The organism is Bacillus cereus (assembly GCF_002567495.1).
Classification (GTDB): Bacteria; Bacillota; Bacilli; order Bacillales; family Bacillaceae_G; genus Bacillus_A; species Bacillus_A cereus_AQ.
The window spans coordinates 17538-41610 of sequence record NZ_NVAP01000058.1; the positions used below are offsets into that span (position 1 = coordinate 17538).

A 24073-nucleotide genomic window follows, 5' to 3' on the forward strand; every position below is an offset into this window, starting at 1 on the left:
GTGTTGTATGTAATTTTTCCGTAATAAAAAACATCCCATTATGGGACGTTTTTTATTACGCATATTGCCGTTTTTTCTTAATAAGCAACAAAACTTGTGAAACACAAGCAAGTACTGGCAACTCAATCAATGGTCCAATAACGAGTGCAAGTGCGATAAGGGGCTCATCTGGAAAAGCAGTTACAGCGATAGCAAGTGCAACAGGCGAGTTTCTTGCTAATGTTGTTAAGTTTAGACTTACTGTATCTTTATAAGATAAATGCATGATGCGCCCGATAAATTGTCCTAGTAAAAAATTAATGATGAAGAACAATAGAACAGGAACGAGTAATAATAAAACGACATTCATATTTTGTAATAAATATTTACCTTGTGATGCAAACATCGCTACAATTGCTAAACTTAAAAATACAATTTGGGCAGAGCTGAAAAACGGAATGAGTTTATTCTCGAGCGTTTCAGCTTTTTTCAGTTTATTCATAATGAATTTTGTAGCGTGTGCAAGTAAAAATGGTAAGACGATTACAATAACAATACTTTCTACTAAAACGGAAACTGCTACAGTCTTCATTACACCAGCAAATAAAAATAAATAAATTGGAAGCAGTAATACTTGTAAAATTAAATTTACGGGTAAAATTGCTGTAGCAAGTGCTACATTTCCTTTCGCTATTTCAGTAAATATTAAGTACCAATCTGTACATGGAGTAACCATCAACATTATAAATCCAACCCAAAGTGCTGGGTGATCTGAAAGAAATAATGCACCTAATCCCCAAGCAAGGAAAGGCGTCCATAAAAAGTTAATGGTAAGGCTTGTTCCGGCAAATTTTAAATTACGAAATCCATTTTTTATTTCTTTCAATGGGATGCTGAGGAATAATCCATATAGCATGAAAAATAAGAAGGGGACAATGAATTTGTCTGAATACATATGTATGATATTAAATTGTCCGAGTGCAATGCCACATGTAACAGCAAAAAGAATAATAAAAGTTTGAATCTTTTCTATAGTGCTCATGAATAAATCCTTTCTAAATATGAATTTTCCTCTCTAAGTTTATTATACAAGTAATAAAGATGTATTTGGTGTTCAATTGTATTTTAGTTAATGTTTTTAATTCGAGATTTTATTTTTTATTAAAAGTTACTTGACTAAAGTAAGTGGCTATATTACAATCACTTACATAAGGTAATTAAATAACGAAAAGTTTTAATGACTTAACTTAAGGTATCTATTGGAACTTTTTCTTAGAATAAGAATTTTTATGATGATGAATAATGAATATGAAAAGAAAGATTAGGTGAAGAAAATGGGACTATTTAGCTCATTATTTGGTAAAAAAGAAGAAAACACGAATGTAGAGGGGAATAAAAAAATGTCAAAAGTATTATTTGTAAAAGCAAACGATCGTCCAGCGGAGCAAGCAGTTAGTTCAAAAATGTATGAAACATTTGTAAGTACTTATAAAGAAGCAAATCCAAATACAGAAATTACAGAGTTAGATTTATTTGCTTTAGACCTTCCTTATTACGGAAATATCGCTATTTCAGGTGGATACAAACGTAGTCAAGGAATGGAGCTAACAGCAGAAGAAGAAAAGGCTGTAGCGGCAGTAGATCAATATTTAAATCAGTTTTTAGAAGCTGATAAGGTTGTATTTGCGTTCCCATTATGGAACTTCACAGTGCCAGCACCATTAGTTACTTATATTTCATATCTTTCTCAAGCTGGAAAAACATTTAAATATACAGCAAATGGTCCAGAAGGTTTAGCTGGTGATAAGAAAGTTGTTGTGTTAGGTGCTCGTGGTTCAGATTATTCTTCAGAACAAATGGCTCCTATGGAAATGGCAGTTAATTATGTAACAACCGTGCTTGGGTTCTGGGGAATTACAAATCCAGAAACTGTTGTAATTGAAGGACACAATCAATATCCAGATCGTTCACAACAAATTGTTGAAGAAGGATTAGAGAACGTTAAAAAAGTAGCTGCAAAATTTTAATTCATGATAGTAAATGGAAAAACCAACATGGATGACCATGTTGGTTTTTAGTCTGTTTTCATGTTAAAAAATGTATATTTATAAAATAAATGAAAAGTTTGAAAATAGTATTGCAAAATATTATATATCAAACTATAATGAGTTCAAGAATAGTTGATACTTAAATTAAATATTCAGAAAATTCAATTAGTTAAAATTGGAAATGACATAGGTTATTTGGAATGGAGGTTATATTATGACGAATAAAGTACCGTTTTCGTTCATAGTAGTTATTGGTTTAATGTTATTCGCACTATTTTTTGGAGCAGGAAATTTAATATTCCCAGCGATGCTTGGTCAATCGGCAGGAGAGAATGTATGGATTGCTAACGCTGGATTTTTAGTAACAGGAGTAGGTTTACCATTACTAGGTGTACTAGCATTTGGTTTTTCGGGTAAAGATGATTTGCAGTCATTAGCAAGTCGTGCTCACCCAGTGTTTGGGATTGTGTTTACAACAGTTTTATACTTAGCGATTGGTCCGTTATTTGCAATACCAAGAACAGGAAATGTTTCTTATGAAATTGGTCTTAAGCCGTTTATGCCAGAAGGAGTAGGTTCTACACCTTTAATTCTTTTCACAATTATATTCTTTTGCATCACTTGTTTTTTTTCGCTAAATCCCGCGAAAATTGTCGATATTGTTGGAAAAATCTTAACGCCAATTAAGTTGACTTTCATTGGTATTTTAGTAATCGTTGCTTTTATTCATCCGATTGGAGATATGCAGGCACCAGTGGAAGCTTATACATCACATGCATTCTTTAAAGGATTCCAAGAAGGATACTTAACGATGGATACGCTTGCATCATTCGTATTCGGGATTATCATCATCAATGCTATTAAAGAAAAAGGTGCAAAAACGAAAACACAAATTATGGTCGTTTGTGCAAAAGCGACAATTATTGCAGCATCTATTTTAGCAATTATCTATACAGCTCTTTCTTATATGGGTGCTTCAAGTGTTGCAAAGCTTGGACATTTAGAGAATGGCGGAGAAGTATTAGCGAAAGTTTCTAACTACTATTTTGGGTCATATGGCGGAGTATTATTAGGATTAATGATTACAGTAGCTTGTTTAACAACTAGTGTGGGACTTGTATCAGCATGTTCTTCATTCTTCCATAAGTTATTCCCAAATGTTCCTTACAAAGCAATTGCAATCACGCTATGTGTATTTAGTGCAATTGTTGCAAACGTAGGATTAACACAATTAATTGCAGTTTCTGTTCCAGTATTAACAGCAATTTATCCACTAGCAATCGTATTGATTTTCTTAACATTCTTCCATTCATTATTCAAAGGAAGAGCTGAAGTTTATCAAGTGAGCTTAATCGTAACATTTATCATCAGCTTATTCGATGGATTAAGTGCAGCTGGAGTCAACATTAAAGTAGTAAGCCAAGTGTTCACTAAATTCCTTCCGATGCAGGAAGTAGGATTAGGCTGGATCTTCCCAGCGATTATCGGTGGATTTATTGGATATGGCATTAGCGTTGTAAAAATGAAAAATCAAGTTCAACCAGCAACTAGAGCGGATAAGAAAATAGGTTAAATAAAAAAAGTTATAGAACTTGCTTCTATAACTTTTTTTGTTACTATTAATAATTAGAAAAAATAAAGTAGTAGGGGAAATAAAATGAAAAAAACAATTGATCATATTGGAATCGCAGTTCGTGATATAGATAGCACGATACGTTTTTATGAAACGGTTTTGTCAGGAACCCTAATAGATCGTTACATAAGTGAGGCACCTGGTGTAGAAAGCGAAGTAGCTATTTTGGAAGTAGATGGTGATAGAATTGAATTACTTGCACCTACAAATAATACGACATCTCCGATAGCGAGATTTATTAAACAAAAAGGTAAAGGTGTTCATCACGTTGCCTATCGTGTCGATGATTTAGATGTAGCTCTAGAGGAGTTAAAAGAACAAGGTATTCGAACGTTAGAGCATACACTTCGAATGAATAAGCACGGTAGAAGATTAATATATCTTAACCCAGCAGATACAGAGGGAACGATCATTGAGTATTGTGATTATCCGGAAGAGAAGTAAAGTTCAATCTTAAGTAAGGAGTTACATAATAATGTAACTCCTTTTTATTATTCACCTGCTGTAATAAGCATGGACGTATTTCTATTCTTTTCGAGGGGATATTCGCTCCAAGTACAAAGGGAGTCTAGTATGAAATTTAAAGAACAAACGTAATTAGTTAAAGAATATTCTATTTTGGGCGGTACTTGATCACATGTTTTTCTGTGAATGATACTGTCTTCTTATAGTTCACCTAACTGTTGTGTTAGCATTTTTCGTGTAATGCTAGGCATTAAGTTCCATTAAAAAATATGTTAGACCAAATAGAGAATATGTGATTTTTATACAAAAAATATAGATAATCCAGGGAAGTCATTCTTAATAAAAAAGATTTAGCCCTTGCGAAAAATGGGAATAGCCTCTTTGTTTACTACGTATTATAGAACGTTATGTTAATTTCACATGAATACGATATACCAAAAGAAGACTTATCACTACTCTTATTCTCATAATAGTATAAGTGGCGAAAATTGTTTTTTATTTGTGAAAATATAGGTTTGAAAAGAAAGGAAGGAACATTCGCTATGAGTGAAAATAAAGTATGGTTTGTAACTGGAGCCTCAAAAGGTTTGGGACTTGTACTGGTAAAACAATTATTAAAGAATGGTAACCAAGTTGCTGCAACTTCAAGAACAATAAATGATTTAATAAAGGTAGTTAATGATAATACAAAACGATTTCTACCATTGACTGTTGACTTGACTAATGAGGCTAGCGTACAGAACGCAATTGAGAAAATCATTGAAACTTTTGGTAAGATTGATGTCGTTGTAAATAATGCTGGTTACGGTTTAGGTGGGAGTCTCGAGGAACTAACAGACGAAGAAATTCGTCAAAACTTTGATGTGAATGTATTTGGTACATTAAATGTAATTAGGAAAACAATGCCTTATTTAAGGAAACAAAAATCAGGACATATTTTTAATATAGCTTCACTTGCAGGATACGTAGGCAGTATGGGTTTTGGTAGCTATAGTGCTACAAAGTTTGCAGTGGTTGGCTTATCTGAGTCTCTGGCAGAGGAAGCAAAACTATTTGGCATTAAAGTTACAATGGTAGCACCTGGATATTTTAGAACTAATTTCTTAAGCAGTGGTTCCGTTATGTACAGTAAAAAACAAATTGAAGATTATAAAGCAGTCCATGAGGTAAAGGATTTTCTTGATAATGTTATGGATGGGAAACAAGAAGGTAATCCCGAAGGAGCTGCTTTAGCTATTATACACACAGAGGCAGAAACAGATCCTCCCGTTCATTTATTACTAGGTTCAGATGCTTATCATGTGGCTTCGGAAAAAGTAGTTACCTTACAAAAAGAGTTTGATAAATGGAAGGACATAACCTGTTCAACAGACTTTGATAAATTATGAAAAAATTTTATTAAACTAATGAAAACCGTATGTTTAGTAAATTTTTCTATTTATTTACTTTCGATAACACTAATTATGTAAATGAGCTGTCCATATGGGCAGCTCATTGTATTTTTCGTTTAGCGTGGTTTTTTCAGCTTGCTGGTGATACCACATCGCTATCAAGCTAAGACTTTAAAGTACCCTCTAAACGATAATTTTGTATTTTTTACAGCGCCGAAGTTCATTTTTATCGTTTGGGGACAACCTTTTCTGTACGAGAAACAAGATAGATTGACCTCGTATTGTGGAAATCTTTGATGGGTACAGAACAAAGAGATAAATGACCTATGTCTTATGAAATTGTTCGAAAAACGCTCTTACTTTATTTAATTGTATAAAAAAGTCTGTTCATTTCTATGATCCCTCTTCCATTAAAGCCACCCTATAATGGAAGAAGAATCATAGGAATCCGAATGCAAATTAGCTTATACACCTTCAACTAATGTCATCCACCCGTGGAATAAAAAGGAAATAGTAAAGTTAACTCTTTTTTTTTCATAAGGAATATTGACTTTCTTCAATAATCAGTATCATTTTGCTGATGTAATGAACTTACTTTATTAATTTTCACTGGAAACCCTCTTCATTAATCGCTTTAATTTATTTTCTGTATCTGTTTCCCCTACTGGCGTATAGATACTGCACCGTAAATCCATATCACCTTGAACTTGAAGAGAAGTTAAATTAAACAACATTTTGCCTGCTTTAGCATGTCTGAATTCAATTATCATGTCTGGAGCCTTACTCACTTGGCTTTCTTGCCATAAATCTTGGAATTCTGAATGGGAATGACTCATTTCTTTAATAAACTGGCTGTACCATTCATCGTCTAAATAGCGTCCATAATAGGTACGGAAAATAGCAAGAAAACCTTTCGCAAAATGTTCCCAATTGACGGCCAATGCTTTTAATTCTTTTCTAGTGAATACTAAACGAATTAAATTTCTTTGATCATTCGGTATTTGTTCAAAATCTAAAAAAACATAAGCAGCTGCAGAATTCCAGCCTACAATATGGCAATGTCGATCCGTAATGATAGTGGGACAATATGTTAATTCATCTAGTATTCGTATTAAAGAAGGACTAAGCTTTGATTGATCCTTTTTTGGACTTGTAATTTCTGAATTTGTTTCGAATGCCAGGTCATATAAGTAGTCTGTTTCATCATTATTTAATTGCAAAGCTTTAGAAATACAATCAAGTACGATTGTAGAAACCTTTATATCTCTTCCTTGCTCTAGCCATGTATACCAAGTGGTGCTTACACCTGCTAACTGTGCAACCTCTTCTCTTCGTAATCCAGGTGTTCTTCTCCGGTTTCCGGCAGACAAACCAACAGACTCTGGACTAATTTGGGCGCGCTTAGCTTTTAAGAATGCCGACAGAGCTTCCAGCCTTGTTTTATTATTCATTTTTAAAACCCCTTATCTTATCAATTTATCCTAGTAGTATTTATACTAGGATAAATCCCCCCTTGTAATAGGATAAATTGACTGTAAAATACAAGTATATTATTGATTGGAGGGAATGCAAAGTGGAAAGAGTTGTGATTACTGGTATGGGAGTAGTTTCTCCTATAGGAAACGACATCAAGACATTTTGGAACAATCTAATTAAAGGGGAATCTGGTATAGCTAATATCGATACTTTCGATGTTACCAATCATAAAACAAAAATTGCGGGTATCGTCCAAGATTTTGATGCAGATGAAGTTTTAGGAAAGAAAGAAGCAAGACGTTTAGATCGTTTTTCTCAATTTGCTTTGGCTGCAGCTGAACAAGCTTGGTCAGATTCTAAGTTAGACCTCGATTGTATAGATGTAGAAAGGTTAGGGGTATACGTAGGTTCAGGTATCGGAGGAATTGAAACCTTGATTGAAAATGTTGATGCGCTTAGGCAGAAGGGGCCAAGAAGGGTCAGCCCAACTCTAGTACCTGCTATAATGTCTAATGCCGCTGCAGCACAAATTAGTATCAAGTGGAATGCGATGGGACCTTCTATGTCACCTGTTTCTGCCTGTGCAATTGGAAATACATCTATCGGGGAAGCCTTTAGACTAATTCGTTCTGGAGAAGCTGACGTTATATTTGCGGGTGGAACAGAGTCAGCTATAACAGACTTATCAATAGCAAGCTTTGGTAACGCTACAGCATTATCAACAAGAAACGATAATCCCACGAAAGCTAGTCGTCCATTTGATGGAAATCGAGATGGATTTGTCATGTCAGAAGGAGCTGGAATTCTAATCTTAGAATCTTTATCTCATGCTTTACGTAGAGAGGCAAAGATTTATGCAGAAGTCATTGGATATGGTGCAAGTTCAGACGCATACCATATCGTAGCTACACATCCGGAAGGTAAAGGTGCTTATCTTGCAATGAGATCAGCTTTAAAAAATGCCAATATATCGCCTAAAGAAGTTGATGTTATTAGTGCCCATGCAACAAGTACAAAAGTGGGGGACATCTCTGAAACGATGGCTATTAAACAGCTGTTTGGAAAACAAGCTTATGAGATTCCGGTAACAGCTAATAAATCTATGCTTGGTCATATGTTAGGGGCAGCTGGTGGGGTTGAAGCAATTGCTTTAGCAATGAGCTTAAAGGAAGGGACAGTTCCTCCAACAATTAACTTAGAAAATCTTGATCCATTATGTGATCTGGATTATGTACCATCTGTTGCTCGCCAAGTGAAAATAAATATAGGTCTATCTAACTCATTTGGTTTCGGAGGTCATAATGCAGCCATTGTTTTAAAGAGATACGAGTGAATAAAGGAAGAGAGAGTGAGAAAATGGATATTAGAGTAGCAAGTGCATTAGACTACCCTAATTTAAGAAGGATATATTTAGAGTCGCGGCGTGAAAGTTTTCATTGGCTAGATAGAAACGAAATGACTATAGAAGATTTTGATAAACATACTGAAGGGGAACATATAATACTAGCAGAGGAAGATAATCATATCCTCGGATTTGCTTCTTTATATTTACCTGAAAACTTTATACACAATTTATTTGTACATCCTGAGTTCTTTGGTAAGGGGGCTGGAAGACAGTTACTTCATGCTTCCATAGAAAAGATGAATACACCATTAAGATTAAAGTGTGTTTCTAAAAATCAAAAAGCACTAAAATTTTATGAGAATATGGGCTGGAAAAAAGTTATTGAAGAAGGTGAGCTAGAAGAAAAATATTGGGTAATGATATATGAATAAAATATATTTTTTAAAAGGGTATTGTGCACAGGGGGTAAAATATATGATATAGGCCTAGTAGGGGAAGTGTCAGGTTGTTGTCATAGCCCGCAAAGTAAAAACATAGAGATTTTTCACTTCTGTGTTTCTTCAAGTTGCTGCTTATTAATTGCTCGAAAAAAAGCACTTTGTGATGTCACTGTTCTTTTTAACAGAGGTCTCGTTGTAGGCCAATCAAGCTAAGAAAAGCAAATACCCCAAAACGAAAAAATTGATATCTCAAGAGAGAAATGTACCTTTTTTTTGGGGGCCTTATAAAATTCTTAAGTTGATGGTAGTGTGGTGATACCCTCAATGAACAATATAACTTAACGTGGTAAAATAATGTTTGGATGGGAGTCCAGTACATAGTATAAAAATTAAGATGGTTCAAGTCGGAGGAAGGCACCTTAGGGTGTCTTTTCTTTTTATGTATGTATTTGTGTGAAGTGACAAATAAGTTATACATTGTATAAGAAAGTCATATCTTATATAAAGATGTAAAATGAGCTGAATATGCTCCTCTTCCACAGCAATATGTTAAAGGGGAGACTAATTTGTAACCAACTATATATGTATAGGCAATACAAATAATATAAATCGTTAATTTCATGTATTGGAGCGTGACTATTTGTGACGATTTCATATAGTGCTGAAAATTTTAACGTATTGTTTGTTAAATCAAGTGTTCCTGTATATTTTCCGGTGCTAGAGGAATCTATATGTAATAGTTTGAAAAAGGTAATTGGTAATGTAGCGGTGGTAACATACGAAAACTTGGTGAAAACAGCTTTAAAGATACAACCGTCTCTTATTATTGTATTCCATGGCTTTGAAGAAGGAATAAGTAAGGGAATTCAAGAGTTAAAACAATATAACTTTACGACCGCACTTTGGCTTACAGACGATCCTTACTTTACAGATGTTACGAAAAACTTAGTGCTTGATTATGATTATGTTTTTACACAAGATACAGGATGTATTGATTTTTATAAAGATTTAGGCTGTGATCATGTATATTACGTACCATTAGCGGCGGAACCTCCTGCATATACACCGATACTTACGGAAGAGGAATACATATTTGATATTAGTTTCATAGGGACCGCTTTTGATAATCGACTTGCGTTTATTGATTCAATTGCAGAGTACTTAGTGACTAAAAATACTCTAATTATAGGGAGTAATTGGGATAGACTAAAAAGGTATGAATTATTGAAGGATAAAATTATACTTTTACCATTTTTGGTTTATGAAAATAGTATAGAATATTATAAAAGAAGTAAAATTAACATGAATATACATCGTTCGATTGAGGATGTAATATTTAATAAAAACAAGGTAAAAATAAATGCTTATTCCATTAATAATCGTACATTCGAAATAGCTAGTACAGGTGCTTTTCAAATGACGGATATTCGCTCGGACTTGGAAAAGTGCTATATTCCAGGGGTGCAAATTGAGACATTTACTTCACCGATTGATTTTATAGAGAAAGCAGAAAGATATTTAGCAAATCCAGCACAAAGAAAGAAAATTGCGATGGAAGGATTTAAAAGAACACTAATTGACCATACATATGATAAAAGGGTAAAAGATTTATTGGGAATAATTAGGATTCATCCTAAAAAAGAAAATGAAATTTAAAAAGAGTGAAAGGTTATGTTGAAGCATACCAAATAAAAAATACAAGGCATTCAAACGTTAGAGCACACATTTCGAATGAATAAACAAGGTAGAAGATTAATTGATTTTAACCAAGCGGATATAGAGAAAATGATTATTGGAGGAAAGGTATTACGTTATTACGTAATACTTTTTTTATTTATCCCACTATTTTCCGGCCAGTAAGCCCCCAACCTCAAAAGTCGCTAATGCAAGGGAGTGAGGCGGGAGATCAACTGCCCGTAAAAGCCGATTGGGGAGGATGATTAATGTTTCATTTTATGTATTTCACATTTTTTTCACAAATGATTCACGATAACTTTTCCTTTTTTGAAACTTATATAAATATATTTTATGATATAATTACAATCGACTTTAAAAATGTAAGTTGTATCTATCAGGATAGTTACTATCAAATTAGAAGTTTAGAGGTGGAAGAGAAATAAAGAGTTATACTTTATAGAAGTTTATATTTAATCAGGTTAATATTTCGTCCGAGAATCAAACTTCGGAAGTTAAAGTAATGAAAATAGAGCGATGAGGAAGAAAGAAGTGAAATGAGTGTGAAAGTAATGAGAAGATTAGGGACATGGTTATTACTTGTGTGTGTGCTTATCATATTGATACCGCAAAGTGCATCTGCTCATGCGTATGTTGTGAAATCAAACCCTACGGAAAATGAAACGTTGAAGAAAGCACCGTCTGTTGTGAAAATTGAATTCGATGAGGACATACAAGTTTCAAGTTTTAATACATTGTATGTGAGAGATACATCAGGTAAAAGGGTCGATTTAAAAGATGCTCATATTGATAAAAAAAATAAAAAACTATTAGAAGCCGGATTAAAAGACAATCTCAAAAATGGTCTCTACTCTATTCAGTGGAAAGTGATTTCAGCTGATGGACATCCAATTCAAGGGGTTATTCCGTTCCATATTGGATTAGCAGAAGCGGGAACAGACGATGTACAAGTAGAAGAGATGGGGTATGTCCCGCAAATCGATATGATTATGGAACGTGGGATTCTATATACGGGTTTCTCTCTATTTTTAGGAGTTCTCTTCTTTAATCTTATTATGTATAAAGGGAATACACCCTCGGTTCGATCAAGGAGTAAGAACATAATATGGATGTCCTTATTTGGGATATTTATTAGCTTGTTATTTAATCTACCACTGCAAGCGAAAATAAATGCTGATGTTTCGTGGCTAGAAGCATTCAATCCTTTACTATTAAAAGAAACATTGCAGCTTTCTGTTTTTGGTTATATATGGATCACTCAAATGGCTCTTATTAGTATGCTTATACTTGTTACGTATTTTGCGGTGAAGCGTGAGAAAGTTTCATCGTTTAAAGTATGGAGTATTCCAATACTATTGTTTATAGGGTTACTTGTTATGAAAGCATTTAATAGTCATGCATATGGTTTAAAGTTTAAAGAGATTGCAGTCGTTATGGACTTTCTACATTTATTTGCGGCTTCGTTATGGGTTGGAGGGCTATCATCAATTATTCTTCTTTTACGTAAAGAAGGTGATAAGTGGACCATGTATTGGGATGCGATTAAGCGTTTTTCACCATGGGCAACAGGTGCTGTCATAGTGATTGTATTAACGGGTCTTTTTAATAGTACGTTTTTTATCCCTACGATCCATTCCTTATTTGATACGAAGTATGGCTTGGCTTTATTAACAAAGATATTATTATTCATTTTTATGGGGATATTGGGAATTATTCATTATGTGAAAGGGAGAATGCGAGCGCAGCAAGGGTTAGGAGCTACGGCAAAAGTAGAGTTTACCATTGGAATTGTCGTTTTCGTAATCGTAGCTTTTATGACAAACGTACAAACACCTCCGATGCCTCCTACTGGACCATTTACAGAGAGTAAACAATTAGAAAATGGATATGAACTTACGCTAAATGTAAGTCCTAATAAGGTAGGACAAAATAAATTCCATATTACACTAAAGGATGAAAAGGGACAGCCTGTTACTGATATGGAACAAATGATATTGACGACTCAATCGTTAGATATGAACATGGGAAAAGGTTCATTTAAAGTTTCAGCAGTTTCACCGGGAGAATATGAAGCAGAAGGTATGTATATTAACATGACAGGAAACTGGAATATACATGTTCATGGATTAACAAAATCGCTGGATAGCTTCGATACAGATTATAAATTTATTGTAGGTGGCAGATAAAGAGGCGTTATAGATGAAAGGGAGTTAATAGAAAATGAAACGTATAAAAAAATTAGGAACAACAATGATCGCAACAATAATTGCAATGGGAATCTTTTCGTTACCTGTTAGTGCTCATGTGACGGTAAAGCCAGAAACTTCTGATGTTAACTCATGGGAGACTTACACAATAAAGGTACCAGTTGAAAAAAATGTAGCAACAACAAAAGTCACACTAAAAATACCGTCTGGCGTTGAGTTTCAACAGTATGAACCAGTGCCAGGGTGGAAAGTGGAAGCGCAAAAAGATAGTGCTGGAAAAGTGAAAACTGTAGTATGGGAAGCGACAGGAGAAGGGATTTTATCCGGTCAGTTCCAGCGATTTACTTTTGTCGCTAAAAATCCAGATAAAGAACAAAAAATAGCTTGGGATGCATATCAACAATATAAAGACGGAGAAATTGTTGAATGGACAGGCGATGAGAAAGCTGAGAATCCACATTCACTTACTACAATTGTAAAAGGTACGTCATTAACAGGAGAACATGGTGAAGTGTCTAGTGTAGAAAAGAATGAAGGTACTAGTAATGTGCAAGTAATAGCGATTGTCTTATCTATTTTAGCGATAGTATCGTCGGTGATTGCGTGTGTGTTTGTCGTACGCCGTAAAAAGTGAGGTATAAAAAAGAGCCTGCAAATAGTAGGCTCTTTCTCATTTTTATTTCACTTCAACCTGCTGCCTAACAGCAAGTGCTTTCGGTTTTATATTTACAAAACAAATGCTCACAATAATAAATAATAGCCCAATAAATAAACTAATTGTAATGGCCTCATGTAAGAAAATTGAACTTACAATAATAGCGATAAGAGGGATAAGGAATGTATAAGCCCCAACTTTACTAGCTTCACCTGCTCCAACAAGTGTGAAATAAGCGAGCCATCCCATTGCAATTACAAAGAATGAAATAAAGAGTAGTACACTAACAAATGGCATACTCCAAGCGATACTAGACCAACTTTCAAACTCCGAACCAAATCCAATTAAACAAAGTCCACCAATAAGAAGCTGAAGTGTTACCATCCAAATGGCATTAACACGGTGGCCAGTTTTCTTAATAAATACTGTGCCAAGTGCCCAGCCAATAGCGCATCCTAATGCGAGGAGGATTCCAATAATAGAAATATGTCCTGTTAAACTGCTAGAGCTAATAACACCTACACCAATAAATCCGAGAACAAGCCCGAAAATTTTTAAACCGTACATTGATTCTTCAAGCCATATCCACGAGAAAATACCGAGTAACACGGGTTGTAGAAATACAATGGCGGAAAATAACCCAGCAGGCATATATTGAAGGCCGACAGTTTGTAATCCGTAAAATATAATGATGTTAAGTAAAGAAGAAATAACGTATAAATGCCAGGTTTCTTTTAAATGTAACTCTTTGTATTTCGGTAATGCGAACAGGAGTAAAATGAATCCTCCAATTAAAGTTCGAACGCCTGCAAATAAAACAGGTGGTGTGTAATGCAGGGCAAATTTTGATAAAGGCCAATTGATTCCCCACATGAAAACGAGAAAGGTAAGGATTATGGCCGTCTTAGTTCGAGAAAGCTGTGTCACTGAAAGACCTCCTTGTTGTTATTCATTTCACTATGATATGATATCGACTGTAATAAATAAAATGAATCTTTTTTATGAGGAGTATAAGTGATTAGTTATGACCATTACACAACTGCAAGTATTAATAAAAACTGTTGAGTTAGGTAGTTTTACGAAGGCTGCTCGGGTGTTAAATATGACGCAGCCAGCTGTTAGTCATGCGATTTCAAGTATTGAGTCAGAGTTAGGAGTTACGATTCTTATACGTGATAAACGAAAAGGGCTACTCGTTACGGATGTAGGAAACAGAATTCTGATACATATTAGAGAGATCCTGAACGGTGTAGAGAAGATTGAACAAGAAGTTGCGATGGAGAAAGGACACGAAGTTGGGACGATTCGAATTGGAAGTTTTCCGAGTGCTTCTGCACATTTCTTACCCAAAATGATAAACCTTTTTAAGGAGAAGTACCCGAACTTAGAAGTTGTTCTTTGTGAAGGAACGATTAAAGAAGTTGAAGATTGGTTAGTATCGAGGGTTATTGATATAGGAATTGTTATTTTGCCTAATAAAGAGATGGAGATTGTCCCATTAACGAAGGGGAAAATGGTTGTTATCTTAAGAGAGGATCATCCTCTTTGTAAGAAGGAATCTATTGCAATTAGTGATTTAGAGAATGAACCGATCATATTATGTAAGGGCGGATACGAACCACCCATTATTGATATGTTTAAACAAGCAAACGTACCACTTAGGGCTGAGTATATAATTTCGACAGTTACTACAGCTTTAAATATGATTCAAGAAGGATTAGGTATTGCAATATTAGCTGAATTATCTTTAACAAATTTACCTGAAAATGTGCATACGAGAGAATTGGAACCGCAAGTATGGAGAGAGATTGCTTTAGCTGTTCCTTCATTAAAGGATTCTTCAATCGCTGTGCAGCTATTTATTGAAGAATTTCAAGCGCTATTTGCAGAATAAAAAGGGATGTCTCATATAATGTAATGAGACATCTTTTTTATTTACTAAAAAAATTTATGAAAAGGATTGACTTATTTTTTGGTTGTAACTATAATGATTACATCGAGGTGGTGATTACGATGAAAATTAGTAGCCGCTTTTCTATAGCTGTTCATATTTTATCTATTTTAAAAAATAATCCATCTTCACTTTGCACTTCAGACTATATGGCTGAGAGTGTGAATACAAATCCAGTAGTTATTCGTAAAATCATGTCGTACTTGAAACAAGCTGGATTTGTTTACGTAAATAGAGGTCCAGGTGGTGCGGGATTACTAAAGGATTTACATGAAATCACATTATTAGATGTGTATCATGCAGTGAATGTAGTAGAAGAAGACAAGCTATTTCACATTCACGAGCAACCAAATCCAGATTGTCCAATTGGGGCGAATATTCAAGCGGTGTTAGAAATTATTTTAATTCAAGCGCAATCCGCGATGGAAGAAGTTTTGAGAAATATTACGATGGGGCAGTTGTTTGAAACTTTGCAAGAAAAAATGAATACTTAAATAATATTTATATTTTTTTACCATTAATGTAACTAACTTAATTACAACAATGAAGGTAAGGTGTAAAAGTTATGACTGTAAAAATGAAAGTATACTCAGATTTTATATGTCCGTTTTGTTTTTTAGCAAAAGGTCCATTAGATGAAGTAGCGAAAGAGAAAGATGTAGAAATCGAATGGATGCCATTTGAGTTGCGTCCAAGTCCATATTCAAAAATAGATCCATGGAATGAGCCAGAAAAATTAGGTTCATGGGATGCTTTCATTCTTCCAACTGCGAAGAAATTAGGAATCGATATGCGCTTGCCACGTGTTTCTCCGCATCCATATACACATTTAGCTTTCGAAGGATGTCAATTTGCGAAAGAACGTGGACTAGGAAATGAGTATCATCACCGCGTATTCACAGCATTTTTCCAAGAGGAACAAAATATTGAAGATATTGATGTGTTAACAACATTAGCGGTAGAAGTAGGACTTCCTGAAGCAGAATTTAAAGATGCTTTAGTAACTCGTAAATATAAAGAAAAACATCAAGAAGCAATTCAGCACGCATATGATGAAGCGAATATTATGGCTGTTCCAACTGTCATGATTGGAGATGAAGTCATTCAAGGGTTAGCTAGTAAAGAAACATTAGAAAGAGTCATTGATAAAGAAATTGAAAAGGATAAAACAAATTCATTTGAAGGTATGCAATGTAATACGGATGGATATTGCTAATTCATTTTTCATGAAATAACAAAAAAATTATAAAACATATATTTGGAGGAATTAAAATGTCAGCAACTACAACAAACTTAAAAGAAGCAATCGTGAACCGCCGTTCAATTCGTAAAGTAACAAAAAACGATACAATTACGAAAGAAAGAATTGAAGAAGTGTTAAAAACAGCTTTACACGCACCAACATCTTTTAATATGCAAAGTGGTCGTATGGTTGTATTAATGGATGGGGAGCATGAAAAGTTTTGGGATATTGTTAAAGAAACATTAAGAGCCCGCGTACCGGCAGAAAACTTTGAAGCGACTGTAGAAAGACTAAAAGGCTTCCGTGCAGGTGTAGGAACAGTTCTATTCTTTGAAGATCAAGCAACTGTAGAAAAAATGCAAGAAAATGCGCCATTATATAAAGATCAGTTCCCATTCTGGTCTCATCAAGGAAATGCGATGTTACAACATACTGTGTGGATGCTATTATCTGCTGAAGGAATTGGAGCGTCATTACAACATTACAACCCAATCGTAGATGCTGAAGTGAAAGAAACTTGGAACATTCCAGCAGAGTGGAGCTTAGTAGGTCAAATGCCATTTGGTGAACCAAACGAACAACCAGCAGAAAGAACGTTCTTGCCTACTGAAGATGTAGTGAAATTTTATTAAGAAATACAATATGTAACGAGAAGGAAGCTGTGCTTAAAAACAGCTTCCTTTTTTGTAGTGGTGTTAATTTATGCGCATTTAGGGAAGAAATATAAGAAATAATACGGTGAGAAGGGAATTAGAAAAATGAATGATGAGAAAAAATATACAGTGGTAGGTACTGATGTTGAGGAAGTAAAGCGTTTAAATAAAAATTCAGGATTAACGTATAATCAAGTGAAAGAAATGTTAGCAAAGCAAATGCAAAAAAAGAAGTAATTAGATTGAAATCTTTCATTTTTTCATTTAGCATTTTGATTGGAGAGAGTTAAGTAAAAGGTAACTCTCTTTTTTGTATAGCTAAGCATCTTATAGAGTGGAGGAAGCAACATGAAGAAATGGGTAAAGGTAACGCTGTCTATCACTGGAGGCATTGTCTTATTAGCGTGTGCCGGCGGATATTACGTGTATAAAAATTATTTTCCAAAGGAACCTGAGCGTATTGTGTATGATAAAGAAAGAGTGCTACAACCGATACATAATCAGCTTAAAGGAATCAATATAGAAAATGTAAAGATAAAAGAAAAAGAAGTCGTAAATGCGACTGTAGATGAGCTTCAAAAAATGATTGATGATGGAAAGTTGTCATATGAAGAATTAACGAGTATTTATCTCTTTAGAATACAAGAACATGATCAAAATGGAATAACATTAAATTCTGTTACAGAGATAAATCCTAATGCGATGGAAGAAGCAAGAAAGTTAGATCAAGAGCGGGGTAGAAACAAAAATTCGAATTTATATGGTATTCCTGTCGTTGTAAAAGATAATGTACAGACGGAAAAAGTGATGCCGACTAGTGCAGGAACTTATGTATTAAAAGATTGGATTGCAGATCAAGACGCAACAATTGTGAAGCAGTTGAAAGAAGAAGGAGCATTTGTTTTAGGAAAAGCGAATATGTCTGAGTGGGCGAACTATTTATCTTTTACAATGCCAAGCGGGTATAGCGGGAAGAAAGGACAAAATTTAAACCCGTACGGTCCGATTACATTCGATACTTCAGGATCAAGTTCAGGATCTGCTACAGTAGTTGCAGCAGATTTTGCGCCGCTTGCAATTGGAACAGAAACGACGGGATCGATTGTTGCACCAGCGGCGCAGCAATCAGTAGTTGGGTTACGTCCATCTTTAGGTATGGTAAGTAGAACAGGAATTATTCCATTAGCTGAAACTCTTGATACAGCAGGACCTATGGCAAGAACAGTAAAAGATGCAGCAACGTTATTTAATGCAATGATAGGTTATGATGAAAAAGATGCTATGACAGAAAAAATGAAAGATAAAGAAAGAATTGATTATACAAAGGATTTATCAATAGATGGATTAAAAGGGAAAAAGATAGGGCTTCTTTTTTCTGTAGACCAACAAGATGAAAATAGAAAAGTAGTAGCAGAAAAAATTAGAAAAGACCTTCAAGATGCAGGTGCGATATTAACTGATAATATCCAGTTAAGTGCTGAGGGTGTAGATAATTTGCAAACATTAGAATATGAGTTCAAGCATAATGTAAACGACTATCTTTCACAGCAAAAGAATGTACCGGTAAAATCGTTAGAAGAGATTATAGCGTTTAATAAAAAGGATAGTAAAAGACGAATAAAATACGGACAAACATTAATTGAAGGGTCTGAAAAATCTGCTATAACGAAAGAAGAGTTTGAAAACGTAGTGCAAACGAGTCAAGAAAATGCAAGAAAAGAGCTAGATAGGTATTTAGTAGAAAAAGGTTTGGATGCTCTAGTTATGATTAATAACGATGAAGTCCTTCTATCAGCTGTAGCTGGTTATCCGGAATTAGCGGTTCCTGCTGGATATGATAAAAATGGAGAACCAATCGGTGTAGTGTTTGTAGGGAAACAGTTTGGTGAAAAAGAGCTTTTCAATATTGGATATGCGTATGAACAGCAGTCTAAAAATAGAAAATCACCTAGTTTATAAAAGATTATATGAAAAATAACTGGAATCCACCGAAATTATGTTGGGGGATTCCAGTTAAACGAATCTAACAATATGAAAAGAAAAAAAGGATTCTTCTCAATTAGTAAGAAAGATTGTCTATAGGAGTTCATAAAATGTAATATATTCAATTTCCATCCATTGAAGGGGGAGGTTAATTCTTAATGAATGAAGTAAAGAGTTTTTTTCGAAGTAGAGGGTTTCAACGGTTTCTCGTTTTAATAATAGTAGCGCTTGTATTATACGCATTAAAAAGTATGATTAATTTAATATTAATTACGTTTATACTGACGTTTTTAATGGATCGATTTCAACGTTTTATTTCAAGAAAATTGAAAGTAAACCGGAAAATTGTTATTGCATGTTTATATATAATACTAGTTTCCTTTATAGGCACAACGTTATATAAATATTTACCTGTGCTGACGATACAAATTTCACAATTAATTTATCAATTTAAACTATTTTTTCAAAATCCACCTGATAATGAAATCGTTAAATATGCACTTTCGACAATTAATGGGATGGAAGTATCAAAATATATAGAACAAGGTGTAGACGTCATATATCAATCAATAGCAAATATAGGGAAGGTAAGTTTACAAATATTATTATCTCTAATTTTAAGCTTGTTTTTCTTATTAGAAAAAGAGCGTATTATTACATTTACATCTAAGTTTAAAGATAGTAAGCTAAAGATCTTTTATAAGGAAATTGCATATTTTGGTGAAAGATTTGCAAGATCGTTCGGAAAGGTAATTGAAGCTCAGTTTTTAATTGCCGTTGTAAATTGTATTCTTACTGTCATTGCATTAATCGTTTTAGGATTTCCGCAGTTACTCGTATTAGCTGTTATGATTTTCTTACTAGGGTTGATTCCTGTTGCAGGTGTGATTATTTCTTTGTTTCCACTTTGTATCATTGCTTACAACGTAGGCGGGGTTATGTATGTACTATACATAATCGTGTTCATAACAGTCATCCATGCTCTTGAAAGTTATTTTTTAAATCCGAAGTTTATGTCTGCAAAAACAAATTTACCAATCTTTTATACATTTATGATTCTCATCTTCTCAGAGCATTTCCTCGGAATATGGGGACTTATTATCGGCATACCAATCTTTATCTTTTTATTAGATGTGTTTGATATAAATAATGAGGACACGACTGAAAGATAAGAAATGATAGAAAATCACTAAAAACCTTAATTCATAGGGGATGATCGAAATAAAAAGGCAATCNNGATTGCCTTTTTATTTCGATTAAAGAACTGGAGCCATTGTTTCTTTCAATACTTGAACAGAGTGATCGAATTTTAATTCTTCTTCTTCACTTAGTTCAACTTCTAAAATTTCACGAACACCGCCGCGATTTAAAACAGCAGGTACCCCGATATAAACATCTTTTTGACCGTACTGACCTTCAAGGTATGCTGATACTGTTAATACACTGTTTTCATTATTCAAGATTGCTTTCGTTACACGCAGTAGTGACATACCGATACCGTAGTAAGTTGCTCCTTTACGCTCGATAATATGGTACGCAGCGTCACGAACGTTTATGAAGATTTCATCTAAATCTTTTTGGTTATATGTGTTGTCTTTGTCAAGAAGCGTTTGTAGTTTTTGGATACCAACTGATACGTGACTCCAAACAGGAAGTTCTGTATCGCCATGTTCTCCAATAATATAAGCATGAATGTTGTGTGGACCAATATTGAAGTACTCACCTAACATATAGCGGAAACGAGCAGAATCAAGCGTTGTACCAGAACCGATTACTCGTTCTTTCGGTAAACCAGATTCTTTCCAAGTTACGTAAGTTAAAATATCAACAGGGTTTGTTGCGATTAAGAAGATGCCATCAAATCCACTATCCATAATACTGCGAACGATTTGTTTAAAGATTTTAGCGTTTTTTTCAACTAAATCTAAACGTGTTTCACCTGGCTTTTGTGGTAAACCAGCTGTAATGACTACAAGGTCAGCATCTTTACAATCTTCATAGCTACCTTTCCATACTCTAGTTGGAGCTGGTGCGAATGGAACAGCATGACTTAAATCCATTGCTTCTCCTTCAGCTTTTGCTTCATTTACATCGACTAAAACAAATTCTTCAGCTACAGCTTGGTTAATCATGCAGTAAGCATAACTACATCCAACTGCTCCTGTTCCTACTAATACAACACGGTTAATCCCTTTTTTCATTTCAAAATTCCTCGCAATTTCATTGATTTTATTATGTAAGATAATACGTCTTACTTCTATAGAGTCATATCTAGTTTATTACATTTTATAAAAGATATTCAAGTATTTGAAAATGTATCCGTATAATTCCTTGCCCAAAACATAGGAATGAAGGTAACCGAATATAATGCAGTAAAATCCTTTATAAAAGGGGAAAAGGACATGGAGCAGCCATTAACGATGGAAAGAATGCTTCATATTATTAATGTGGGGCTCGTGAAAACGAATAATCCAAAGCAGATTATTATTGCTGGCGCAGGAATTTCAGGGCTAGTTGCAGCATCGTTATTAAAAGAAGCAGGTCATAAAATAACAATTATAGAAGCGAATAATCGAATAGGCGGAAGAATATATACGATTCGTGAACCGTTTAGCGAAGGTTTATATTTTAATGCAGGGCCAATGAGAATTCCTGAAACTCACAAGTTGACTTTAGCTTACATTCGTAAATTTAAACTACCGTTAAATCTTTTTATTAATAAAACCTCTTTAGATATCATTTATACGAATCATATTAGAACGAGATTGAATGTGTTTGAAAACAATCCAAGTGTACTTAACTATCCAGTTGTAGAGAAAGAAAAAGGAAAAACGGCAGAAGAGTTAATGTTAGCAGTATTAGAACCAATACTTAATTTTATTAAAAAAGATCCTAATACAAACTGGATTATCGTTGAAAAAAAGTATAAGGCATACTCGCTTAGCTCATTTTTAACAGAGTATTACTCAGATGGTGCAATTGATATGATCGGGGTACTTCTTGATATGGAAGCGTATATGGGAATGTCCTTAATCGAAGTATTGCGTGAAATGATTTTTTTTACTTCAACAACGAAATATTATGAAATAACTGGTGGAATGGATAAGTTATCGAATTCATTCTTACCACAATTAAAGGAACATATTTTAATGCCGTATAAGGTTGAAAAAATCATACAAGAAGATAATAAAGTAATGATGCAAGTAAACAACGGAGAAACGCTAAAGGGGTTTATGATAACGGGGGACAGTGCGATTGTAACTATCCCATTCTCCGCTTTTCGATTCGTAGAAATCCAGCCGTATCACTTATTTTCCTATTTTAAGAGACGAGCAATTCGTGAATTAAATTATATTGCTGCAACTAAAATTGCGATAGAGTTTAAAAGTAGATTTTGGGAAAGAGTGGGGCAGTGTGGTGGGAAATCTATTACGGATTTACCGATACGTTTTACATATTATCCGAGCTATGGTATTCAGTCACCAGGGGCAGCTATCGTTATAGCAAGTTATACGTGGGCGGATGAGGCTTTAACTTGGGATAGTTTACCTAATAGGGAACGTGTTCGGTATGCATTAAATAATCTAGCACAAATATATGGAAATGTAGTTTATAGCGAATTTGTTACTGGTACATCATTTAGTTGGAGTAAGAATCCGTATTCTTGCGGAGCATTTACAGCTTTTGAACCAGGGCAAGAGCTAGAGTTATTTCCATATATGACATCACCGGCAGGAAAAGTCCATTTTGCTGGTGAGCATACAACGTTAACACATGGATGGATGCAAGGAGCGATTGAATCTGGAGTTAGAGTTGCCCATGAAGTAAATGAACAGTGAATCTGTTATATTTACAAATGGGCATTCTTTTAATAAAATGATAAATATAAATCGTAATTATTACGCTTTGAATACATTTGAAGTAAAGAAATGGATGGTCGATTAAATGAATAAAGTGGAGATTCATATATTAGGTGGTTTTTTAGGTAGTGGAAAATCAACATTATTACAAAATTTATTGTTAGCAGAGAAACAGAAGAATAGAAAAGTTGCAGTATTAATGAATGAAATTGGTGAATACTCGGTAGATACAGATATTATTGGAAAAGAGAATGTTTTAAGAGAACTTCTTAAAGGCTGTATTTGTTGTACGTTAAAAGAAGAGCTTGAAATACAATTACATTCGTTATATCAACAAGAAAGACCAGATGTAATTTATATAGAAACGACAGGTGTTGCGCATCCAATTGAAGTGTTAGATGCGTGTGTTTCACCAATTTTAGCACCTTTCCTGGAAGTGAAATCCATTGTAGTCGTTTTAGATGCAGTAAGATGGTTAAACCGAAGTATATTAAGTGCAAATGTACAACAGCTACTGCATGAGCAACTGAAATTTGGTAGTCACATTCTTGTTAATAAAGCAGATTTACTAACAGATGAAGATAAGAACATAGTACTTGAAGAAGTAAAGGCAATAAATGATCATGCGAAATTGTATGAAACAAAGTATTGTAATATATCTTTAAAAGATATTGAAGAAGCTGAATTTACAAATGATGAGGAACATGAGACATTACATGTCAAACAGCATTTACATATACAAACGATGACATATCAATTTACGAAACCGATTGATCAAGACAAATTATATGAATGGCTTTCGAATTTACCAGATAGTATTTATCGTGTGAAAGGTTTTGTGAAATTCCATGGAGATAAATACCCTCACCTATTCCAATATTCGTTCGGAGTACCAACTTTATTGGAACAAGATTTCGGTTTCCCAACAAACTTGGTAGTAATAGGAGAAGGACTAGATAAGAAACAATTGGCTGAAGGATTAGAGAAAGTAGAACTTAACTCTAATTAAGATAAAAAGACTAACTTGAAAAATGAAGTGAACCCCGAAA

General features: G+C 34.2%; 22 protein-coding genes and 1 pseudogene. 18 read left to right on the forward strand and 5 right to left on the reverse strand.

Going from position 1 to position 24073, the window contains the following annotated elements:
- Positions 1-55 precede the first annotated feature (55 nt).
- Positions 56-1021 (reverse strand): arsenic resistance protein, encoded by a 966-nt coding sequence (locus COK05_RS26875; RefSeq protein ID WP_098614974.1) that lies wholly within the window; start codon positions 1019-1021, stop codon positions 56-58.
- Positions 1022-1313: 292 nt separating this feature from the next.
- Between COK05_RS26875 and COK05_RS26880 the strand changes: the two genes are divergently transcribed.
- The 3 genes from COK05_RS26880 to COK05_RS26890 all read left to right on the forward strand — a co-directional run bounded on the left by COK05_RS26880 (position 1314) and on the right by COK05_RS26890 (position 4104).
- The gene (locus COK05_RS26880) at positions 1314-2006 is read left to right on the forward strand and encodes an FMN-dependent NADH-azoreductase (RefSeq protein WP_098614975.1); all 693 of its coding nucleotides are present in this window, start codon (positions 1314-1316) and stop codon (positions 2004-2006) included.
- Positions 2007-2241: 235 nt separating this feature from the next.
- Positions 2242-3600 (forward strand): branched-chain amino acid transport system II carrier protein, encoded by a 1359-nt coding sequence (brnQ, locus tag COK05_RS26885; RefSeq protein WP_098614976.1) that lies wholly within the window; start codon positions 2242-2244, stop codon positions 3598-3600.
- A gap of 84 nt (positions 3601-3684) precedes the next feature.
- Positions 3685-4104, forward strand: coding sequence for a VOC family protein (locus COK05_RS26890; protein WP_098614977.1), 420 nt, complete (start codon positions 3685-3687; stop codon positions 4102-4104).
- A gap of 47 nt (positions 4105-4151) precedes the next feature.
- On the opposite strand, the pseudogene COK05_RS26895 reads toward COK05_RS26890, so the two are convergent.
- Positions 4152-4379, reverse strand: a pseudogene (locus COK05_RS26895) (winged helix-turn-helix transcriptional regulator); the annotation flags it as partial.
- 288 nt (positions 4380-4667) lie between these two features.
- Here COK05_RS26895 and COK05_RS26900 point away from each other — a divergent pair.
- A complete protein-coding gene (locus COK05_RS26900) occupies positions 4668-5513 on the forward strand; it encodes an oxidoreductase (protein ID WP_098614992.1) in 846 nt (281 codons plus the stop codon).
- A 602-nt stretch (positions 5514-6115) separates the two neighbouring features.
- Here COK05_RS26900 and COK05_RS26905 read toward each other — a convergent pair.
- A complete protein-coding gene (locus COK05_RS26905; RefSeq protein WP_098614978.1) occupies positions 6116-6967 on the reverse strand; it encodes a helix-turn-helix transcriptional regulator in 852 nt (283 codons plus the stop codon).
- Between the two features lie 122 nt (positions 6968-7089).
- Between COK05_RS26905 and fabF the strand changes: the two genes are divergently transcribed.
- From fabF to COK05_RS26930, 5 genes are all read left to right on the forward strand, one after another.
- Positions 7090-8325 (forward strand): beta-ketoacyl-ACP synthase II, encoded by a 1236-nt coding sequence (fabF, locus tag COK05_RS26910; protein WP_098614979.1) that lies wholly within the window; start codon positions 7090-7092, stop codon positions 8323-8325.
- 23 nt (positions 8326-8348) lie between these two features.
- The gene (locus COK05_RS26915) at positions 8349-8768 is read left to right on the forward strand and encodes a GNAT family N-acetyltransferase (protein ID WP_098614993.1); all 420 of its coding nucleotides are present in this window, start codon (positions 8349-8351) and stop codon (positions 8766-8768) included.
- Positions 8769-9419: 651 nt separating this feature from the next.
- On the forward strand, positions 9420-10433 hold the full coding sequence (locus COK05_RS26920; protein WP_098614980.1) for a CgeB family protein: 1014 nt from the start codon (positions 9420-9422) through the stop codon (positions 10431-10433).
- Positions 10434-11008: 575 nt separating this feature from the next.
- Positions 11009-12658, forward strand: coding sequence for a copper resistance CopC/CopD family protein (locus tag COK05_RS26925; protein WP_141539274.1), 1650 nt, complete (start codon positions 11009-11011; stop codon positions 12656-12658).
- A gap of 34 nt (positions 12659-12692) precedes the next feature.
- Positions 12693-13313, forward strand: coding sequence for a YcnI family copper-binding membrane protein (locus tag COK05_RS26930; RefSeq protein WP_098614981.1), 621 nt, complete (start codon positions 12693-12695; stop codon positions 13311-13313).
- Positions 13314-13355: 42 nt separating this feature from the next.
- On the opposite strand, the gene COK05_RS26935 is transcribed toward COK05_RS26930, so the two are convergent.
- Positions 13356-14261 (reverse strand): DMT family transporter, encoded by a 906-nt coding sequence (locus COK05_RS26935; protein WP_098614982.1) that lies wholly within the window; start codon positions 14259-14261, stop codon positions 13356-13358.
- A 97-nt stretch (positions 14262-14358) separates the two neighbouring features.
- On the opposite strand from COK05_RS26935, the gene COK05_RS26940 reads away from it, so the two are divergent.
- The 7 genes from COK05_RS26940 to COK05_RS26970 all read left to right on the forward strand — a co-directional run bounded on the left by COK05_RS26940 (position 14359) and on the right by COK05_RS26970 (position 20336).
- Positions 14359-15228 (forward strand): LysR family transcriptional regulator, encoded by an 870-nt coding sequence (locus COK05_RS26940; protein ID WP_098614983.1) that lies wholly within the window; start codon positions 14359-14361, stop codon positions 15226-15228.
- Positions 15229-15347: 119 nt separating this feature from the next.
- Positions 15348-15779 (forward strand): Rrf2 family transcriptional regulator, encoded by a 432-nt coding sequence (locus COK05_RS26945; protein ID WP_098614984.1) that lies wholly within the window; start codon positions 15348-15350, stop codon positions 15777-15779.
- Between the two features lie 71 nt (positions 15780-15850).
- Positions 15851-16501 (forward strand): DsbA family oxidoreductase, encoded by a 651-nt coding sequence (locus COK05_RS26950; protein WP_016082031.1) that lies wholly within the window; start codon positions 15851-15853, stop codon positions 16499-16501.
- A gap of 56 nt (positions 16502-16557) precedes the next feature.
- Complete coding sequence (locus tag COK05_RS26955; RefSeq protein WP_098614985.1) at positions 16558-17160, forward strand: nitroreductase family protein; 603 nt, start codon at positions 16558-16560, stop codon at positions 17158-17160.
- 126 nt (positions 17161-17286) lie between these two features.
- Positions 17287-17418: a hypothetical protein gene (locus COK05_RS31910; RefSeq protein WP_000997344.1), complete on the forward strand. Its 132-nt coding sequence runs from the start codon at positions 17287-17289 to the stop codon at positions 17416-17418.
- Between the two features lie 111 nt (positions 17419-17529).
- A complete protein-coding gene (locus tag COK05_RS26965) occupies positions 17530-19140 on the forward strand; it encodes an amidase family protein (protein WP_098614986.1) in 1611 nt (536 codons plus the stop codon).
- Between the two features lie 182 nt (positions 19141-19322).
- Complete coding sequence (locus tag COK05_RS26970; RefSeq protein ID WP_098614987.1) at positions 19323-20336, forward strand: AI-2E family transporter; 1014 nt, start codon at positions 19323-19325, stop codon at positions 20334-20336.
- Between the two features lie 84 nt (positions 20337-20420).
- Here the strand turns inward: COK05_RS26970 and COK05_RS26975 are convergent, their stop codons facing one another.
- The gene (locus tag COK05_RS26975; protein ID WP_098614988.1) at positions 20421-21365 is read right to left on the reverse strand and encodes an L-lactate dehydrogenase; all 945 of its coding nucleotides are present in this window, start codon (positions 21363-21365) and stop codon (positions 20421-20423) included.
- Positions 21366-21566: 201 nt separating this feature from the next.
- Here COK05_RS26975 and COK05_RS26980 point away from each other — a divergent pair, with 201 nt between their 5' ends.
- The gene (locus COK05_RS26980) at positions 21567-23003 is read left to right on the forward strand and encodes a flavin monoamine oxidase family protein (protein WP_098614989.1); all 1437 of its coding nucleotides are present in this window, start codon (positions 21567-21569) and stop codon (positions 23001-23003) included.
- Between the two features lie 106 nt (positions 23004-23109).
- Complete coding sequence (locus COK05_RS26990; RefSeq protein WP_098614991.1) at positions 23110-24033, forward strand: CobW family GTP-binding protein; 924 nt, start codon at positions 23110-23112, stop codon at positions 24031-24033.
- Positions 24034-24073: the final 40 nt, after the last annotated feature.

What these genes read in the sequence shown, in the direction of transcription:
- COK05_RS26875 (WP_098614974.1), bottom strand. Translation starts at nt 1,021, where the DNA reads ATGAGCACTATAGAAAAGATTCAAACTTTTATTATTCTTTTTGCTGTT.
- COK05_RS26880 (WP_098614975.1), top strand. Translation starts at nt 1,314, where the DNA reads ATGGGACTATTTAGCTCATTATTTGGTAAAAAAGAAGAAAACACGAAT.
- brnQ (WP_098614976.1), top strand. Translation starts at nt 2,242, where the DNA reads ATGACGAATAAAGTACCGTTTTCGTTCATAGTAGTTATTGGTTTAATG.
- COK05_RS26890 (WP_098614977.1), top strand. Translation starts at nt 3,685, where the DNA reads ATGAAAAAAACAATTGATCATATTGGAATCGCAGTTCGTGATATAGAT.
- COK05_RS26900 (WP_098614992.1), top strand. Translation starts at nt 4,668, where the DNA reads ATGAGTGAAAATAAAGTATGGTTTGTAACTGGAGCCTCAAAAGGTTTG.
- COK05_RS26905 (WP_098614978.1), bottom strand. Translation starts at nt 6,967, where the DNA reads ATGAATAATAAAACAAGGCTGGAAGCTCTGTCGGCATTCTTAAAAGCT.
- COK05_RS26915 (WP_098614993.1), top strand. Translation starts at nt 8,349, where the DNA reads ATGGATATTAGAGTAGCAAGTGCATTAGACTACCCTAATTTAAGAAGG.
- COK05_RS26925 (WP_141539274.1), top strand. Translation starts at nt 11,009, where the DNA reads ATGAGTGTGAAAGTAATGAGAAGATTAGGGACATGGTTATTACTTGTG.
- COK05_RS26930 (WP_098614981.1), top strand. Translation starts at nt 12,693, where the DNA reads ATGAAACGTATAAAAAAATTAGGAACAACAATGATCGCAACAATAATT.
- COK05_RS26940 (WP_098614983.1), top strand. Translation starts at nt 14,359, where the DNA reads ATGACCATTACACAACTGCAAGTATTAATAAAAACTGTTGAGTTAGGT.
- COK05_RS26945 (WP_098614984.1), top strand. Translation starts at nt 15,348, where the DNA reads ATGAAAATTAGTAGCCGCTTTTCTATAGCTGTTCATATTTTATCTATT.
- COK05_RS26950 (WP_016082031.1), top strand. Translation starts at nt 15,851, where the DNA reads ATGACTGTAAAAATGAAAGTATACTCAGATTTTATATGTCCGTTTTGT.
- COK05_RS26955 (WP_098614985.1), top strand. Translation starts at nt 16,558, where the DNA reads ATGTCAGCAACTACAACAAACTTAAAAGAAGCAATCGTGAACCGCCGT.
- COK05_RS31910 (WP_000997344.1), top strand. Translation starts at nt 17,287, where the DNA reads ATGAATGATGAGAAAAAATATACAGTGGTAGGTACTGATGTTGAGGAA.
- COK05_RS26965 (WP_098614986.1), top strand. Translation starts at nt 17,530, where the DNA reads ATGAAGAAATGGGTAAAGGTAACGCTGTCTATCACTGGAGGCATTGTC.
- COK05_RS26970 (WP_098614987.1), top strand. Translation starts at nt 19,323, where the DNA reads ATGAATGAAGTAAAGAGTTTTTTTCGAAGTAGAGGGTTTCAACGGTTT.
- COK05_RS26975 (WP_098614988.1), bottom strand. Translation starts at nt 21,365, where the DNA reads ATGAAAAAAGGGATTAACCGTGTTGTATTAGTAGGAACAGGAGCAGTT.
- COK05_RS26980 (WP_098614989.1), top strand. Translation starts at nt 21,567, where the DNA reads ATGGAGCAGCCATTAACGATGGAAAGAATGCTTCATATTATTAATGTG.
- COK05_RS26990 (WP_098614991.1), top strand. Translation starts at nt 23,110, where the DNA reads ATGAATAAAGTGGAGATTCATATATTAGGTGGTTTTTTAGGTAGTGGA.